Source organism: Streptomyces sp. NBC_00691 (genome assembly GCF_036226665.1).
GTDB lineage: Bacteria > Actinomycetota > Actinomycetes > Streptomycetales > Streptomycetaceae > Streptomyces.
Genome location: NZ_CP109007.1, coordinates 2,516,820 through 2,533,455, shown reverse-complemented (window position 1 = coordinate 2,533,455; position 16,636 = coordinate 2,516,820). Strand labels below are relative to the sequence as shown.

Below are 16,636 nucleotides of genomic sequence, written 5' to 3'. Positions count from 1 at the left end.
ACGGGACGGTCCCCGCACGGCCTCGGTGCGGCCGACGGTGCGGACGGCCGCACCGAGGTCTTCACCGCCACGAGGAGCAGCAGCCCGATGCCCATCGACCCCGCCAAGGCCGTCGCCGCCGAACCCCGCAGCGCCGAGATCTCCTGGGACCACAAGGACGTCCAGCTCTACCACCTGGGACTCGGCGCCGGAACCCCGGCCACCGACCCCGACGAGCTCCGCTACACCCTCGAATCAAGGCTCCACGTCCTGCCCAGCTTCGCGACCGTCGCGGGCGCCGGCATGGGCGTCGTCGGCGGGCTCTCCGCCCCCGGCATCGACATCGACCTCGCCGCCGTCCTGCACGGCGGCCAGACGGTCACCCTGCACCGCCCCGTCCCCGTCTCCGGCCGCGCCGTCTCCACCTCCCGCGTCGCCGCCGTCCACGACAAGGGCAAGGCCGCCGTCCTCGTCCTGCGCTCCGAGGCCTCCGACGCCGACGGCCCGCTCTGGACCAGCGACGCCCAGATCTTCGTCCGCGGAGAAGGCGGCTGGGGCGGCGACCGCGGCCCCTCCGAGCGCCTCGCGCTCCCCGAGCGCGCGCCCGACGCCACCGTCGAACGGCCGATCCGCGAGGAACAGGCCCTGCTCTACCGGCTCTCCGGAGACTGGAACCCGCTCCACGCCGACCCCGAGTTCGCCAAGCTCGCCGGCTTCGACCGGCCGATCCTGCACGGGCTCTGCTCGTACGGCATGACCCTCAAGGCGGTGGTGGACACGGTGCTCGGCGGGGACGTCGCCCGGGTCCGCTCGTACCGCACGCGCTTCGCCGGGATCGTCTTCCCGGGCGAGACCCTGCGCATCCGGATGTGGGCCGGGGACGGCCGCGTCCAGGTGGCGGTGACGGCCGTGGAGCGCGACGACGCCCCGGTCCTGGCCGACACCCTCGTCGAACACTCCTGACCGCCTGATTGGAGCCGCACCATGCGCGCAGCCGTACTGCACGAGATCGGCCAGGACAAGCTCGAAGTCGTCGACGACGTCGAGGCCGTGGGCTTCGGCCCCGGCAAGGTCAGGATCCGCGTCCGGGCCACCGGCCTCTGCCACTCCGACGTCTCCGCGATGAGCGGCGTCCTCCCGCAGCCCGCCCCCTTCATCCCCGGCCACGAGGGCGCGGGCGAGATCCTCGACGTCGGCGACGGCGTCACCGGACTCACCCCGGGCCAGCGGGTGCTGCTCTGCTGGCTGCCCGCCTGCGGCAGCTGTCCCGCCTGCAAGCGCGGCCAGACCCAGCTCTGCCTCGCCGGGTTCATGAACGCCGGCACGCCCAACTTCAAGCGCCCCGGTGGGGACGTCTTCGGCTTCGCCGGCACCGGCACCTTCACCGAGGAGGTCGTCGTCGACGCGGGCTGCGCCGTCCCGATCCCCGACGACGTGCCCTTCGACATCGCCGCCCTCATCGGCTGCGGCGTCACCACCGGACTCGGCGCCGCCATCAACACCGCCAAGGTGGAAGCCGGTTCGTCGGTCGCCGTCATCGGCTGTGGAGGCGTCGGCATCTCCGCGATCCAGGGCGCCAAGCTCCAGGGCGCCGCCCAGATCATCGCCGTCGACCCCGTCGCGTCACGCCGCGAGGCCGCGCTGCGCTTCGGCGCCACCGAGGCCGTCGCCCCGGACGCGCTCGCCGACGCCAAGCAGCGGATCACCGCGGGCGAGGGCTTCGACTACGTCTTCGAGGTCGTCGGCAAGTCCGCCACCGCCCGCACCGCGTACGAGAACACCCGGCGGGGCGGCACCCTCTGCGTCGTCGGCGCGGGTGCCATGGACGACAACCTCCAGCTCAACATGTTCGAGCTGTTCTTCGACGAGAAGCGGATCCTGCCCTCCATGTACGGCGGCGGCGACGTCCTCCGCTCCTACGAGCGGGCCATCGCGCTCTGGCGGGCCGGCCGCATCGACCTGGAGTCGCTCATCACCCACCGCGTACCGCTCGCGGGCATCAACGAGGCCCTGGAGCAGATGCGGACCGGTGCCGCGCTCCGCACCTGCATCGAGATCTGATCCGTACCCGCACCGAGATCTGAGAGGACCGCGACACATGGCACTCCCTCTTGAGGGACTGAGCGCGATCGTCACCGGCGCCGGCCGGGGCCTCGGCCGCGCCGAGGCCCTGGAACTGGCCCGGCTCGGCGCGGCCGTCGTCGTCAACGACTACGGACAGCCGGGGCGCGACGGCTCGGGCGCGGCCTCCGCCGCGCCCGCCGAGGAGGTCGCCGCGGAGATCCGCGCGACGGGCGGCAGGGCGGTCGCGCACCTCGGCGACATCGCCGACTTCGAGACGGCGCGGGCCCTGATCGACCTGGCCGTGGCCGAGTTCGGGAAGCTGGACGTCCTGGTCAACAACGCGGGCATCCTGCGCGACCGGATGATCTTCTCGATGAGCGAGGAGGAGTGGGACTCGGTCATACGGGTCCACCTCAAGGGCCACTTCAACACCACGCACTTCGCGGCGGTGCACTGGAGGACCCGGGCGAAGGCGGGGGAGGCCGGCGTCTACGGCCGGATCGTCAACACCTCCTCCGAGGCCTTCCTCGCCGGCTCGGCAGGCCAGCCGAACTACGCGGCCGCCAAGGGCGGGATCGTCGGCCTGACGACGTCGACGGCGCTCGCGCTCGCCCGGTACGGGGTGACGGCGAACGCCATCTGCCCCCGGGCGCGCACCCGGATGACGGAGGACGTGTTCGCGGGCTTCGCGGAGCCGACGGCCGAGGGGGACCTCGACCCGCTGTCCCCGGAGCACGTGGCGCCGCTCGTCGGCTACCTGGCCTCCCCGGCGGCGGCCGGGGTCAACGGCCAGCTGCTCGTCGTGCACGGCGGGATGGTCGCGATCGTCGAACGGCCGAGGGTGGCCGCCACGTTCGACACGGCCAAGGAGGCGTTCACGTACGAGGAGCTGGACGGCCTCCTGACCCCGCACTACGCCTCCCGCCCGGCGGGCGAGACCTTCGCCGCGTCGGAGGTCCTCGGCCTGAAGAAGGGCTGAGGCCGGGAGGGGACCACCGGCCGGGGTGCGGCTCGGCCGGGAGGGACGGTGGGGAGGACGAAGGGCCCCGGGGCGACCCGGGGCCCTTCGCTCAACCTGGTACCTCTGGTGACCCGGTCCTTCTCGTCACTGCGAGACGGGCTCGCGGCGGTGGCGGCCGTGCGGGGAGGACGCGGAGTCCTCCGTCGGCGCGGCGTCCCCGCGGTGCTTGCCGGAGCCGTTCGGCTCCTGACCGGTCGTGCTGTTTTCCGACATGGTCGAACTCACCCCGTTGACATCGGTCGTGCTGTGCAGCCCGAGAGTCTAGCCAGCGGGTTTCCCGTCCGTGAGGGGAGCCTGCTGCAACGGCACCGGACGGCACACCCGGGGCTCACCGGCCGCCGCGTCCGCCCCCGCCGGGACTCCGGGCGAAGCCCCCACCGAGGCCGCCGCGGCCGGCTCGGGCTCCGGGGGTGCCTCCACGTCCGCGAGCCCGCAGGGCGCCCCGGGCGTCACGTACGGCAGCCGGAGCACGCCCCCGGCCGTCCACAGGCCCGCCCCGGCCAGCCACCCCGCGGGTGCGGCCAGTTGGCCCATCCGGCGGGACAGGGGCTGCCACGTCCCGACCCAGCTGCCGCCCGCCGCGTCGATCCGCAGCGCGACCGCGCAGGTCTCGGGCATCAGGACCTGCCCCGGCTGGACGGCGAACGGCGTCACCGCCGCGTCGTCGAGCCGCAGGCACTCGGGGAAGCGCACCGGCAGCAGGCTGCCGAGCACCCCCCAGCCGAGCCGGTCGTGCCCCGGTGACGGCGCGTCGGAACGGATCAGGAGCAGCCCGCTGTCCGGATCCGCGAGCAGCAGCCGGTCGTTGCTGTCCTCCGTGATCTGGAGCAGCGGCGTCACCTCCCCGCCCCGCTCCAGGTCGACCGTGATCGCCTTCACCGGCCCGCCGTCGAGCCGCCGGTCGAGCGCCAGTATCCGGCCCGTACGGTCGAGCCACACCCCGCCCGCGCACCGGCCCTTGATCTCCGCGACCCGCTCGGGACCGAAGGCCCCGCCCGCGACCAGCCAGAGCGTGGTCGTGTCGGGCCCGACGCACAGGGCGTACGCGCAGATGCCGTCCGGCGAGGGCGGCAGCAGCACCAGGTGCTCGGAGCCCGGGGCCTCCACGGCGCCGAGCCGGAGCTCCCCGGTGGCCGGACCCGTGGGGTAGAGCAGCGAGAACGTGTTCCGCCGTCCGTCCACACGGCGGGCCACCAGGACCCGGCCGTCGGCCAGGGGCAGCGACTGGGTGCCGGGCTCCTCCGGCTGGTCGAGGGGGAGCGGGACGGCGTACGGCTCCGGGCCGTCGAGCGTCCACCTCTCCACGTACAGGGCGTCTCCGTCGCCCGCGAGCCTGGCCGCGTACGCGCCGTTCGCCGTGATCGTGAGACCCGTAGTGAACTCCGTCGGCCGGACGCCGCGGCCGGGGTGTTCCCCGTCGCGGTCGTCGTCCTCGGCCGTGGTCTCGATGGCACACGCTGTCATCGACTCGTCACCTCCGGCCATGAAGCTAGTTTTCGCACTTCCAGCCGAACAACACGAGCAGGGTCACTTCACACATAAGGGTGGCTGTGCGGCGGTTCGGCTGAGGGGTGGGGGGCGGGTGTGCTGGAGTTGCCCGTGATGAGTAAGGTAAGGCGAACCTAAACGGAGGCTGTGGCTCCGCCCGGCGTGCTCCGGACGGGACCCACGACTCCGTCCGGTCGCCCGGGACGGAGCTCCGCGACGTCCGGCGGATCGCCCGGACGGAGAGCCCCCACGCCCCCGGCACGGTCACGCCCGTCTCCCCGCCAGGACACGTACAGGAGCCTTCTCATGTCCCTCCGCCGCCGCGGCACCGCCGCCGTCGTCGCCCTCGCCGCCGCGCTCTCGCTCGCGGCCTGCGGAGGAGGCGACGGAGGATCCGACGCCTCCAAGAAGGAGGACACGACCAAGAAGAAGGACGTGGCCACCGGAGGCAAGGACTTCGGCGACGCCGCCGCGAAGACCGCGGCCATGGGCACGGACGCCAAGGCCGGCCAGTTCCCCCGCACCCTGACCCACGCCCTCGGCAGGACCGAGCTGCCCGCCGCCCCGAAGCGGGTCGTCGTCCTCGACGTCGGCGAGTTCGACAACGTCGTCTCCCTCGGCATCCAGCCCGTCGGCTACGCCCCCGCGGAAGGCGACGACGGCATCCCGGCCTACCTCGCCAAGGGCGCCGGCACCCCGAAGTCCGTCGGCACGATCAACAACCTCAACCTGGAGGCCATCGCCAACCTCCAGCCCGACCTGATCCTCGGCAGCCAGCTGCGCGCCGCGGACAAGTACGACGAGCTGTCGAAGATCGCGCCGACCGTGTTCTCCATCCGCCCGGGCTTCACCTGGAAGGAGAACTACCTCCTCAACGCCGCCGCGCTCGACAGGACCGCCCAGGCGAAGGAGAAGCTCGCCGCGTACGAGACCAAGGCGAGGCGGCTGGGCACGGACATCGGCCCGGACAAGCCCACCGTCTCGATGGTCCGCTACCTCCCCGGCAAGATCCGCCTGTACGCGAAGGCCTCCTTCATCGGCACGATCCTCGAGGACACCGGCCTGCCGCGGCCCGAGAACCAGCAGATCGACGAGCTCGCGGCGGAGATCAGCCCGGAGAAGATCGACGAGGCCGACGGCGACTGGATCTTCACCGGCGTGTACGGCGAGGCCAAGGCCACCAAGAAGGACACCGCCCAGGCCAACCCGCTCTGGAAGAACCTCAAGGCCGTCAAGGCCGGCCAGGCCGAGGACGTCCCGGACGAGACCTGGTACCTGGGCCTCGGCGTGACGGCGGCGGACCTGGTCCTCGACGACCTGCGCGGCTACCTCGTCAAGTAGCGGGGCCACCGCGCCGAGCGGACGGTGGACGAACGCCCCCCGATGCCCCCGACGCCCCCGACGCCGGCCGACGGTACGGACCGGGGGGCGCCCCCCGGTCCGTACCGTCACGGCTGCGGTATCAGCCGTGAAGGCGAGCCAGGTAGCCTTTCCTCGTGCCCCGCCTGTCTGAAGTCATCGCCGCGCTCGACGCCCTCTGGCCACCAGAGCGGGCCGAGTCGTGGGACGCCGTCGGCACCGTCTGCGGTGACCCCGACGCAGAGGTCGCACGCGTCCTCTTCGCCGTCGACCCGGTCCAGGAGATCGCCGACGAGGCGATCGCCCTCGGCGCCGACCTGATCGTCACCCACCACCCGCTCTATCTGCGCGGGACGACGACCGTCGCGGCCGGCCACTTCAAGGGCCGCGTCGTGCACCGCCTCATCAAGCACGACATCGCCCTCCACGTGGCGCACACCAACGCCGACACCGCCGACCCCGGCGTCTCCGACGCCCTCGCCGGCGCGCTCGACCTCCGGGTCACCGGCCCCCTCGTGCCCGAGAACAACCTCGGCCGGATCTGCGAGCTCGACCACCCCGAGACCCTCGCCGAGTTCGCCGCCCGCGCGGCGAAGCGGCTGCCCGCCACCGCGCAGGGCATCCGGGTCGCGGGCGACCCCGGCATGACCGTGCGCCGCGTCGCCGTCAGCGGCGGCTCCGGAGACAGCCTCTTCGACGCCGTACGGGCCGCCGGAGTGGACGCCTTCCTCACCGCGGACCTGCGCCACCACCCCGTCTCCGAGGCGACCCAGCAGACGCCTCTGGGCCTCGTCGACGCCGCCCACTGGGCCACCGAATGGCCCTGGTGCGAGCAGGCCGCCGCCCAGCTCGACGAGATTTCCGACCGCCATGGCTGGGACCTCCGCGTCCACGTCTCGAAGACGGTCACCGACCCCTGGTCCTCCCACCACACCTCCCCTGGAGCCCCCAACTGAACGCCGCGCCCGCCGACCAGATCCGCCTCCTCGACGTCCAGGCCCTGGACGTCCGCCTCCAGCAGCTCGCGCACAAGCGCCGGTCGCTGCCCGAGCACGCCGAGATCGAGTCGCTGACCAAGGACCTCACCCAGCTGCGTGACCTGCTCGTCGCCGCGCAGACCGAGGAGAGCGACTGCGGCCGTGAGCAGACCAAGGCCGAGCAGGACGTCGACCAGGTCCGCCAGCGGGCCACGCGCGACCAGCAGCGCCTCGACTCGGGCGCCGTGTCCTCCCCGAAGGACCTGGAGAACCTCCAGCGCGAGATCGTCTCGCTCGCCAAGCGACAGGGCGACCTGGAGGAGATCGTCCTCGAGGTCATGGAGCGCCGCGAGTCCGCGCAGGAGCGCCTCGCCGAGCTGAACGAGCGGGTCGCCTCCGTCCAGGCCAAGACCGACGACGCGACCGCCCGCCGCGACGCCGCCGAGGGCGAGCTCGCCGCCGAGGAGGCGTCCGTGGAGAAGGAGCGCGAGCTCGTCGCGGGCACCGTCCCGGCGGACCTCCTCAAGCTGTACGAGAAGCTGCGCGTCCAGCAGGGCGGCGTCGGCGCGGCCCGGCTGTACCAGCGCAAGTGCGAGGGCTGCCACATCGAGCTCAACATCACCGAGGTCAACGAGGTGCGGGCCGCCGCCAAGGACGAGGTCCTGCGCTGCGAGAACTGCCGCCGCATCCTCGTCCGCACGTCGGAGTCCGGCCTGTAATGACGTCGTCGTCCTCTCGTGAGGTGATCGTCGAGGCGGACGGCGGTTCCCGGGGCAACCCGGGGCCCGCCGGGTACGGCGCCGTGGTCCTGGACCCGGTGACGGGCGAGACACTCGCGGAGGCCGCCGAGTACATCGGCGTGGCGACGAACAACGTCGCCGAGTACAAGGGCCTGGTGGCGGGCCTCAAGGCGGCGCGGTCGCTGTTCCCCGACGCCACCGTCCACGTCCGGATGGACTCCAAGCTGGTCGTCGAGCAGATGTCCGGCCGCTGGAAGATCAAGCACCCGGACATGAAGCCGCTCGCGGCCGAGGCGGGCCGGGTCTTCCCGGCGGGCCGGGTCCGCTACGAGTGGATCCCGCGCGAACGCAACAAGCACGCGGACCGGCTCGCGAACGAGGCGATGGACGCGGGCAAGCGCGGCCGCCAGTGGGAGCCGTCCGACTCGACGGCCGCCCTGGACACCGCGGCCGCCCGCAACGCCGCGACGCTCCCCCCGGCGCCGTCGGGGCCGCCCGGCGACGCGACGGCGGGCGCGGCGCGCGCCCGCGCCGCGCTGGCGACGGGTGCGGGATCGACGACGGGCGCGGGCGCGGCAGGCGACCCCGTTCCGGGTCGTACGGGGACGGGTTCGGGCGCCTGGCCCGGCACGGTCGCGCACCCGGCGGCCGAGGACGACGGACTGTTCGCCGCCGATGAGGCCCTCGGAGCCCCGGCCTCGGGAGACTTCGAGGCGCAGGCGGGCTCCGCCGCGCCCGCCGCTCCCGGCCAAGGCTGGTCCGCCGGGCCCGACATGAGCGCGCCCGCCACCTTCGTGCTCCTCCGGCACGGCGAGACCGCGCTCACTCCCGAGAAGCGTTTCTCCGGCAGCGGGGGGACCGATCCCGAGCTCTCGGCGGCCGGTCTCCGGCAGGCCGAGGCCGTCGCGGAGGCCCTTGCCGCGCGCGGGACCATCCAGGAGATCGTCAGTTCGCCGCTGACCCGCTGCCGCCAGACCGCGGGTGCCGTCGCCGCCCGCCTCGGGCTGGACGTCCGCGTCGAGCAGGGGCTGCGCGAGACCGACTTCGGGGCCTGGGAGGGGCTGACGTTCGGCGAGGTGCGGGAACGTCACCCCGAGGACCTCGACGCCTGGCTCGCCTCGCCGAAGGCCGCGCCCACCGGCGGAGGCGAGAGCTTCGCGACGGTCGCCCGGCGCGTCGCCGCGACCCGGGACCGGCTCACCGCCGCCTACGCGGGCCGGACCGTCCTCCTGGTCACCCACGTCACGCCCATCAAGACCCTGATCCGGCTCGCGCTCGGCGCCCCGCCGGAGTCGCTGTTCCGGATGGAGCTGTCGGCGGCATCGATCTCGGCGGTCGCCTACTACGCCGACGGCAACGCGTCCGTACGGCTCCTCAACGACACCTCCCACCTCCGCTGAGCCCTCCCGTCATGACCTGGCACTTCACCGAGCACCCCGCCGCCTTCCGTGCCGCGGCCGGGACGCACCTCGCCGCCGAGCCGGCGCGCAACACCGCGGTGCTGACCCTCATGGACGGGGCGGACCGGCTCGGCTGGTGGGCGGAGCCCGACGGCCGGGTCACCGGGGTCCTCACGGTCTCCCCCTCCGGGGCCCTCCACCTCGGCGCGACGACGGAGGAGGCGGCCCTCGCGCTCGCCGTCCGGGCGGGGGAGGAGCCGACGGAGGTCCGTGGCGAGACGGCCGCGGTGGAGGCGTACGCGAAGGCCTCGGGCCGGCCCTGGAGGCCCGTCGTCCGGATGCGGCTCTTCCGGCTCGGCGAGCCGACCCCGCCCGACCCGGTCCCGGCCGGCCGGCACCGGGTGGCCGGCGAGGCCGACGTCCCGCTCGTCGCGGCCTGGACGAGGGAGTTCGCGACGGCCATCGGTGACGAGCCCGCCGAGGACTACACCGGCTTCGTCACGGAGCGGATCTCCGAGGGCCGCCTCGTCCTCTGGGAGACGCCCGAGGGCCGCGCGGTCTCGATGGCCGCCGTCTCCCGCACGATCCAGGGACAGGCCCGTGTCCACCTCGTCTACACCCCGCCCGCCGAGCGCGGCCACGGCTACGCGGCGGGCGCCACCGAGGCCGTCAGCCGGGTCGCCGCCGGTGCGGGCGCCTCTCAGGTCCTGCTCTTCACGGACCTCTCCAACCCCACCAGCAACGCTCTCTACCAGCGGCTCGGCTACCGCCCGGTGACCGACCACCTGGGCGTGGAGTTCACCGCGACCGGACGCTGACGGGTCCCCGCAGCGCCGCCGCCTCGCGCGCCAGCGTCTCCACCCGCGCCCAGTCACGGGCCGCGAGGGCGTCCGGCGGCAGCATCCAGGTACCGCCGACGCAGCCGACGTTGGGGAGGGCGAGGTAGGCGGGGGCCGAGGCGAGCGAGACGCCGCCCGTCGGGCAGAACCGGGCCCGGGGGAGCGGGCCCGCGAGCGACCTCAGGTACGGGACGCCGCCCGCCGCCTCGGCCGGGAAGAACTTCATGTCCTCCACGCCCTGTTCGAGCAGGGCCACGACCTCCGAGGTCGTCGACACACCGGGGAGGAAGGGAAGTCCCGAGTCGCGCATCGCGCCGAGCAGCCGCTCCGTCCACCCGGGGCTGACCAGGAAACGCGCCCCGGCGCCGACCGCGTCCGCGACCCCGGCCGCCGAGACGACCGTCCCCGCGCCGACGACCGCGCCCGGCACCTCGGCCGCGATCGCCCGGACGGCGTCGAGCGCGGCCGGGGTGCGCAGGGTGACCTCGACGAGCGGCAGCCCGCCGGCCACCAGGGCGCGGGCCAGTGGCACGGCGTCGGCGGCGTCCTCGATCACGACCACCGGGACGACCGGTACGGGAGAGGCTTCCGGGGCAAGGTCGAACACGCTCGTCATGGGTTTCATCCTGCCCACGGCGAGCGTCATGCGCAACGAGCGTTGCGTAGGGTGCAACGAGTGGTCGGTGGGGTCAGTGGATCTCGTCCACCAGCACGTCCAGCGCCCCCGGCTTCCCGGTCTCCTCCACCACGTACCGCAGGTCCCGCAGCGCCACCACCAGCTCCTCCGGCGAACGCGGAGTCGCCCCGGCCTCCAGCAGGCTCCGGACGATCCGGCCCTTCGTCGCCTTGTTGAAGTGGCTGACCACCTTCCGGGTCGGCGCGTGCAGCACCCGCACCGTCGCCGTCCGCGCCGCCACCTCGCCCTTCGGCTTCCACGCCGACGCGTACGCCGAGGAGCGCAGGTCCAGGACGAGCCCGTCCCCGGCCGCCTCGGGCAGTACGGAGGCCATCGCTCCCCGCCAGTGCCCGCCCAGCGCCCCGAGCCCCGGCAGCTTGACCCCCATCGAGCAGCGGTACGACGGGATCCGGTCGCCCACCCGCACCGCGCCCCACAGCCCGGAGAAGACCAGCAGGGACTTCCCGGCCCGTCGCCTCGCCGCCGCGTCCAGGGTCGCCAGACCCAGCGCGTCGTACAGCACACCCGTGTAGATCTCCCCGGCCGGCCGCGCGCCCGCCGTCCGCAGCTCCACGTTCTTCGCGACCTCGCCGCGCAGGCCCTCGCTCAGGCCCAGCACCTCACGCGCCTTCTCCTCGTCGGCCGCGCACAGCTCGACCAGCTCGTCCAGGACCGCCGCCCGCGCCTCCGCGAGCCCCGGCAGGGACAGCGACTCCGGCTTGAGCGGCGCCCCGCGCCCCGAGGAGGCCTTGCCCTCGGAGGGCGGCAACAGCACGAGCACGGTGGTTCTCCTTCGTCCGTACGGGGATGGGGGTGCGGCCCCAGGAACCCAGCGTACGAGGTGCGGCGCCCCGTCCCGTACGGACGGAGGACGCGTCCACGCACGGAGAAGGCACCGCCGGTCCTCCGCACGAGGTGCCGCACCCCTCCCCGCCCCATACGCTCGGTCCATGCCCCGCCGCCACATTCACGTGACCGGCGCAGCCGAGGCTCCGCTGCGGGCCGCCCTGCGCGCACTCCGTACCGAGCTCGCGATCCCCGAGGACTTCCCGCCCGCCGTCCTCGCCGAGGCGGAGGCCGCCGCGAAAGCCCCCCGGCTCCCCGCGTACGACGCCACCGACCTGCCCTTCTTCACCGTCGACCCGCCGACCTCCACCGACCTCGACCAGGCCATGCACCTGGCCCGCAGATCCGACGGCGGCTACCGCGTCCACTACGCCATCGCCGACGTCGCCGCCTTCGTCACCCCCGGCTCCGCCCTCGACGCCGAGGCCCACCGGCGCGTCCTCACCCTCTACTTCCCCGACGGCAAGGTCCCCCTCCACCCCACCGTCCTCTCCGAGGGCGCCGCCAGCCTCCTCCCCGGCGAACCCCGCCCCGCCCTCCTCTGGCGCATCGACCTCGACGCCGAAGGCCGCCGCGTCGCCACCGACGTCCGCCGCGCCCTCGTCCGCAGCCGCGCCAAGCTCGACTACGCGACCGTCCAGCGGCAGATCGACACCGGCACCGCCGAGGAACCGGTGGCCCTCCTCCGCGCCGTCGGCCGCCTCCGCGAGGCCCTCGAGGCCGAACGCGGCGGGATCTCCCTCAACGTCCCCGAGCAGGAGATCGTGGAGCAGGACCACACCTACTCCCTCGCCTACCGCGCCCCGTTCCCCGCCGACGGCTGGAACGCCCAGATCTCCCTGCTCACCGGCATGGCCGCCGCCGACCTCATGACCGCCGCCGGCACCGGCATCCTGCGCACCCTCCCCACGGCCCCCGACGGCGCCGTCGCCCGTCTGCGCCGCTCCGCACAGGCCCTCGGCGTCGACTGGCCGCACCACGTCTCGTACGCCGACGTCGTCCGCGCCGCCGACCCCGCCGACCCGCGCCAGGCCGCCTTCCTCCAGGAGTGCACCACCCTGCTCCGGGGAGCCGGGTACACCGTCTTCACCGACGGCCACATCCCCACCCCGGCCCTGCACGCCGCCGTCGCCGACGAGTACACCCACTGCACCGCGCCCCTGCGCCGCCTCGTCGACCGGTACGCGGGCGAGCTGTGCGTCGCGGCGGTGGCGGGCGACGAACCGCCCGAGTGGGTACGGGCCGCCCTGCCCGCCCTCCCCGACGAGATGGCCGACGGCTCGCGCCGCGCCAACACGGTGGAACGCGAGAGCGTCGACATCGTCGAGGCGGCCCTGCTGCGGGAACGGGTCGGCGAGATCTTCGACGCCTACGTGATCGACGTCAAGGAACGCGAACCCGCCGTCGGCACCGTCCACCTGGACGACCCGGCGGTCGTCGCCCGCATCGAGGGCGGCGCGTCCCGGCTGCCCCTGGGGGAATGGCTGCGGGTCAGGCTCGCGGAAGCGGATCCGGGGACGGCGAAGGTGCTGTTCGCGCCCGCGTGACGGCCGGGCCCAGCACGCGGTACAGGGCGCGCGCGTCGTCGGCGTGGAAGCGGATCAGCCGTACGGGCCGGGGCGCGCCGAAGAACCGGGGCGCGTCGACCGGTTCGGTCAGCTCGACGGTCAGGGAGGTCTGCGAGCCGACGGCGAGGTTCAGCTCGCCCTCGGTCCTCTCGTGCGAGAACACCAGCTCCTGCCGGACGGACGCGATCCGGCCGAGGGGCAGGGACACGTCCACGTGCGCGGCCCGGCGAAGCCGCAGAACACCCCCGGAGAGGGTGTGCGGGCGGGTCGCGGCGGCGGCGTGCAGACCGAGGACGAACAGCACGGTGTAGACGTCCAGGACGAGCACGACCGCGTGGACGACGGGCCACCCGGCGAGCAGGAACGACATGCCGACGCTCTCGACCACGCACACGAACGCGAAGCCGTACATGAGCGCCGCCTGGTCCCGCGCGTGCGGGAACACCGCGTCGGCACCCTCGACCCCGTGCGGGCGCCGCGCCACCCACCGCCCCAGACTCGCCATGATCCGCAGCTCGTGGCCCACGATCCGCAGCACCGCCTCGGGCACGAGCGCGGCGACGGCCTCCCGCCGGGAGAGCCCCCGCCGCCGCAGACGCAGGTACGAGAGCCCCTCGGCGAGGAGCAGCGCGACGACGATGAGCTCGGCGCCGGCCTATACGGCGGCAGGGATCCGGACCCCGCCGACGAGAAGGACGGCGAGGACGACCTCGGCGGGGAGAACGGCATACGCGACCAGCCGGAGAAGCCGCACGCCCCCACTCCTGCGACCCGTCATCGGCCCCGCTCCTGTCGTTCCCGGACCAGGCGCATCGCCAGGTGGACCGCCGCGGACTGCGCGGGGGCGAGGTCCGCGAAGAGGGCGTCCGCGAGGGAGGTGCCGAACGAGCCCACCCCGTCCGGCGCCCCGGACGGCATGTCCACCCCCAGCTCGTCCGGCAGACAGCCGGCGAGCACCCGCGCGGCCTCGGCGACCCGGGGATCGTCCGCCTCCGCCCCCGAGAGCGCGTCGAGCAACGGATACACCTCACGCGCGTGCTCGGCCGCGCCCTCCATCAGACCCATCAGCCGGGCCCGTTCCCCCTCGGGCACGACGACGTCCATCAGCGCCAGGATCTGCCGGTCCTTCGCCGCCATCGGGGACTCGGGCAGCTCGCCCAGGCCGGCGAGCAGCGAGGTGAGTTCCGGCGACAGGGGCCCGTCGGCGGGCAGCCGCCCGGCCCGTGCCTCGACGAGGAGCGCGGACAGACGCTCCCGGCGCGCCCGGATCTCCGCCTCCTGGCGGGCCAGGTCCTCGGCGAGCTCCCCCAGCACCTCGACGAGCCCGCGCCCCTCGTCGTCGGCGAGCACGCCCCGCACCTCGTCGAGCCCGAGCCCCAGCTCGGTGAGCCGCCGGATACGGGCGAGCAGCACGGCGTCCCGGACGCCGTACTCCCGGTACCCGTTGGCCCGCCGCACGGGCTCGGGCAGCAGACCCGACTGGTGGTAGTGCCGCACGGCACGGGGGGTGACCCCGACCAGGGCGGCGACCTCTCCGATACGCATGAGCCCAGTAGAAACCCTGACGCTGCGGCAAGGTCAAGCTGTCGCTCCGGGGACCGTCCCCGATCATGTGCAAGCGCCGCTGCCACGCCCGCGGCGGCCGACTTCCTCTGAGTCCGCCGGTCTCCTGATCGCCGGGTAGCATGGTCGGCACGGCAGACGAGCCGGGCGGGCGGCCGCGTGGGGACCTTCGGGTCCTCCCGAGGAACGTCCGGGCTCCACAGAGCAGGGTGGTGGCTAACGGCCACCCGGGGTGACCCGCGGGACAGTGCCACAGAAAACAGACCGCCGGGGACTTCGGTCCTCGGTAAGGGTGAAACGGTGGTGTAAGAGACCACCAGCGCCTGAGGTGACTCAGGCGGCTAGGTAAACCCCACTCGGAGCAAGGTCAAGAGGGGACACCTCGGTGTCTCTGCGCGGATGTTCGAGGGCTGCTCGCCCGAGTCCGCGGGTAGACCGCAGGAGGCCGGTGGCAACGCCGGTCCTAGATGGATGGCCGTCGCCCCGACGACCGTGAGGTCCCGGGGGACAGAACCCGGCGTACAGCCCGACTCGTCTGTCGGCCCACGTGGGAAGGGCCCCCGCCCGGGCAGCACGCCCGGGCGGGGGCCCTTCTCGTTCACCCTGAGCCGAGCTCCGGGGAGACCGGCCGTTCGAAGAAGGTCTCCAGGACGACCGTGGCCTGCGTCCCGCTGACCCCGTCGATCGCGTAGATGCGCCGCAGCACGTCCTGCAGCTGTTCCGTGGTCGCCGTCCTGACCTTCACCAGCACCGACGCGCTGCCGGCGATGACGTGCGCCTCCAGGATCTCGGGGAGCGCGGCGAAGTCCCGCCCCGAATCGCCCATCCACGCGACCGAGTCGACCATCACGTACGCCAGGACGGCACCGCCCACCGCCGCCGGGTCCACCTCGACGGTGGTGCGGCGGATCGCACCGCGCTCCCTCAGCTTCCGGACGCGCTCGTGCGCCGCTCCGGCCGAGAGGCCCACGGCCTCGCCCAGCGCGGCATAGGACCGGGTGGCGTCCTGCTGGAGCTGCGTCAGCAGGGCACGATCAATGTGATCCACAACTCTCCATTCGCCAAGATCTTGCGATGACCATATCTCATTCGGCTATCTTTCAGCTGAGCCGTACGTCATTCGGATCGGCGGCTCTGTGGAGGGGAAGGAACCCGTATGACCAGCGAGCGCCCCGCACTGTACGAGATGTTCGACGACCGGTTCCGTACCGGCCGCTGCATGAACGGCGACGACGCCCTGGAAGTCCTGTACACCGGCTGCCGCTGGGCCGAAGGGCCGATCTACCTCCCCGCCTGGAAGCAGCTGGTCTGGAGCGACATCCCCAACGACCGGATGCTGCGCTGGGACGAGGAGACCGGCGCCGTCTCCGTCTTCCGCCGCACCGCCGGGCACACCAACGGCAACACCCTCGACCGCGAGGGCCGTCTGATCACCTGTGAGCAGGGCAACCGCCGCGTCACCCGCACCGAACACGACGGCACGATCACCGTCCTCGCCGACCGCTGGCAGGGCAAGCGCCTGAACAGCCCGAACGACGCGACGGTCAGGTCCGACGGCTCCATCTGGTTCTCCGACCCCGACTTCGGCATCACCAGCGACTACGAGGGCTACCGCGCGGAGAGCGAGATCGGCGCCAACAACGTCTACCGCATCGACCCCGCCACGGGCGAAGTCCGCCTGGTCGCCGACAGCTTCGCCGCCCCCAACGGCCTCGTCTTCTCCACCGACGAACGGCAGCTCTTCGTCTCCGACACCCGGGCCGGCCTCATCCGGGTCTTCGACGTCCGCGAGGACGGCACGCTGTCGGACGGCGCCGTCTTCGCCGAGGCCGGGGCCCGCGGCGCCGCCCGCTTCGACAACCTCCGCTTCGACGACGGCGGCCGGCTCTGGGCGGCCGCGATGAACGACGGCGTGCACTGCTACGACCCCGACGGCACCCTGATCGGACGGCTGGACATCCCCGAGGCGGTCGCCAACATCACCTGGGGCGGGGCCAAGCGCAACCGTCTCTTCATCACCGCCGAGACCAGCCTCTACTCGCTCGTCATGGCCGTCACGGGCACCCACCCCACCGGACCGGGGCACAGGCCCTGGCCGGCACCGCGGTCCCGCTGA

The 16,636-nt window shown here is 73.6% G+C and carries 17 protein-coding genes and 1 other RNA gene; 11 read left to right on the top strand and 7 right to left on the bottom strand.

Annotated elements, in window-relative coordinates; translation table 11 throughout:
* Nucleotides 1-87 precede the first annotated feature (87 nt).
* Genes OG392_RS11405 through OG392_RS11395 form a run of 3 tightly spaced genes read left to right on the top strand, consistent with a single transcriptional unit; the run spans nt 88 to nt 3,022 of the window.
* Nucleotides 88-942, top strand: a complete 855-nt coding sequence (locus OG392_RS11405) for a MaoC/PaaZ C-terminal domain-containing protein (RefSeq protein WP_329278213.1) — start codon at nt 88-90, stop codon at nt 940-942.
* Nucleotides 943-963: 21 nt separating this feature from the next.
* Entirely contained in the window at nt 964-2,040 is a 1,077-nt protein-coding gene (locus OG392_RS11400; RefSeq protein WP_329278211.1) for a Zn-dependent alcohol dehydrogenase, read from the top strand.
* A gap of 37 nt (nt 2,041-2,077) precedes the next feature.
* Nucleotides 2,078-3,022 (top strand): 3-oxoacyl-ACP reductase, encoded by a 945-nt coding sequence (locus tag OG392_RS11395; RefSeq protein WP_329278209.1) that lies wholly within the window; start codon nt 2,078-2,080, stop codon nt 3,020-3,022.
* 126 nt (nt 3,023-3,148) lie between these two features.
* Here OG392_RS11395 and OG392_RS11390 read toward each other — a convergent pair whose 3' ends face one another.
* Entirely contained in the window at nt 3,149-3,277 is a 129-nt protein-coding gene (locus OG392_RS11390; RefSeq protein WP_267499917.1) for a hypothetical protein, read from the bottom strand.
* 48 nt (nt 3,278-3,325) lie between these two features.
* A complete protein-coding gene (locus tag OG392_RS11385) occupies nt 3,326-4,549 on the bottom strand; it encodes a hypothetical protein (RefSeq protein ID WP_329278204.1) in 1,224 nt (407 codons plus the stop codon).
* Between the two features lie 309 nt (nt 4,550-4,858).
* Here OG392_RS11385 and OG392_RS11380 point away from each other — a divergent pair, with 309 nt between their 5' ends.
* The 5 genes from OG392_RS11380 (at nt 4,859) to OG392_RS11360 (ending at nt 9,846) form a co-directional block, all read left to right on the top strand.
* Entirely contained in the window at nt 4,859-5,893 is a 1,035-nt protein-coding gene (locus OG392_RS11380; RefSeq protein WP_329278203.1) for an ABC transporter substrate-binding protein, read from the top strand.
* 155 nt (nt 5,894-6,048) lie between these two features.
* A complete protein-coding gene (locus OG392_RS11375) occupies nt 6,049-6,867 on the top strand; it encodes a Nif3-like dinuclear metal center hexameric protein (RefSeq protein WP_329278202.1) in 819 nt (272 codons plus the stop codon).
* On the top strand, nt 6,864-7,607 hold the full coding sequence (locus tag OG392_RS11370) for a zinc ribbon domain-containing protein (RefSeq protein WP_329287207.1): 744 nt from the start codon (nt 6,864-6,866) through the stop codon (nt 7,605-7,607). Before OG392_RS11375 ends, OG392_RS11370 begins: the two co-directional genes overlap by 4 nt.
* Nucleotides 7,607-9,028 carry a bifunctional RNase H/acid phosphatase gene (locus tag OG392_RS11365; protein ID WP_329278200.1) on the top strand — a complete coding sequence of 474 codons (1,422 nt, stop codon included), beginning with the start codon at nt 7,607-7,609 and terminating at the stop codon, nt 9,026-9,028. Before OG392_RS11370 ends, OG392_RS11365 begins: the two co-directional genes overlap by 1 nt.
* Before the next feature lie 11 nt (nt 9,029-9,039).
* Complete coding sequence (locus tag OG392_RS11360; RefSeq protein ID WP_329278198.1) at nt 9,040-9,846, top strand: GNAT family N-acetyltransferase; 807 nt, start codon at nt 9,040-9,042, stop codon at nt 9,844-9,846.
* Here OG392_RS11360 and eda read toward each other — a convergent pair.
* Both eda and yaaA read right to left on the bottom strand, forming a co-directional pair.
* Nucleotides 9,827-10,483, bottom strand: coding sequence for a bifunctional 4-hydroxy-2-oxoglutarate aldolase/2-dehydro-3-deoxy-phosphogluconate aldolase (gene eda / locus OG392_RS11355; protein ID WP_329278196.1), 657 nt, complete (start codon nt 10,481-10,483; stop codon nt 9,827-9,829). The genes OG392_RS11360 and eda overlap by 20 nt on opposite strands.
* A gap of 73 nt (nt 10,484-10,556) precedes the next feature.
* Nucleotides 10,557-11,324 (bottom strand): peroxide stress protein YaaA, encoded by a 768-nt coding sequence (yaaA, locus tag OG392_RS11350; RefSeq protein ID WP_329278194.1) that lies wholly within the window; start codon nt 11,322-11,324, stop codon nt 10,557-10,559.
* A gap of 169 nt (nt 11,325-11,493) precedes the next feature.
* On the opposite strand from yaaA, the gene OG392_RS11345 reads away from it, so the two are divergent.
* Nucleotides 11,494-12,936, top strand: coding sequence for an RNB domain-containing ribonuclease (locus OG392_RS11345; RefSeq protein WP_329278192.1), 1,443 nt, complete (start codon nt 11,494-11,496; stop codon nt 12,934-12,936).
* Here OG392_RS11345 and OG392_RS11340 read toward each other — a convergent pair.
* The gene (locus tag OG392_RS11340) at nt 12,881-13,507 is read right to left on the bottom strand and encodes a hypothetical protein (RefSeq protein ID WP_329278190.1); all 627 of its coding nucleotides are present in this window, start codon (nt 13,505-13,507) and stop codon (nt 12,881-12,883) included. The two genes, OG392_RS11345 and OG392_RS11340, sit on opposite strands and share 56 nt — an antisense overlap.
* A 224-nt stretch (nt 13,508-13,731) precedes the next feature.
* Complete coding sequence (locus tag OG392_RS11335) at nt 13,732-14,502, bottom strand: MerR family transcriptional regulator (RefSeq protein ID WP_329278188.1); 771 nt, start codon at nt 14,500-14,502, stop codon at nt 13,732-13,734.
* Between the two features lie 157 nt (nt 14,503-14,659).
* On the opposite strand from OG392_RS11335, the gene rnpB reads away from it, so the two are divergent.
* Nucleotides 14,660-15,058, top strand: an RNA gene (gene rnpB / locus OG392_RS11330) — RNase P RNA component class A.
* 60 nt (nt 15,059-15,118) lie between these two features.
* On the opposite strand, the gene OG392_RS11325 is transcribed toward rnpB, so the two are convergent.
* The gene (locus tag OG392_RS11325) at nt 15,119-15,568 is read right to left on the bottom strand and encodes an Lrp/AsnC family transcriptional regulator (RefSeq protein WP_329278186.1); all 450 of its coding nucleotides are present in this window, start codon (nt 15,566-15,568) and stop codon (nt 15,119-15,121) included.
* 108 nt (nt 15,569-15,676) lie between these two features.
* Here OG392_RS11325 and OG392_RS11320 point away from each other — a divergent pair, with 108 nt between their 5' ends.
* Complete coding sequence (locus tag OG392_RS11320) at nt 15,677-16,636, top strand: SMP-30/gluconolactonase/LRE family protein (RefSeq protein WP_329278184.1); 960 nt, start codon at nt 15,677-15,679, stop codon at nt 16,634-16,636.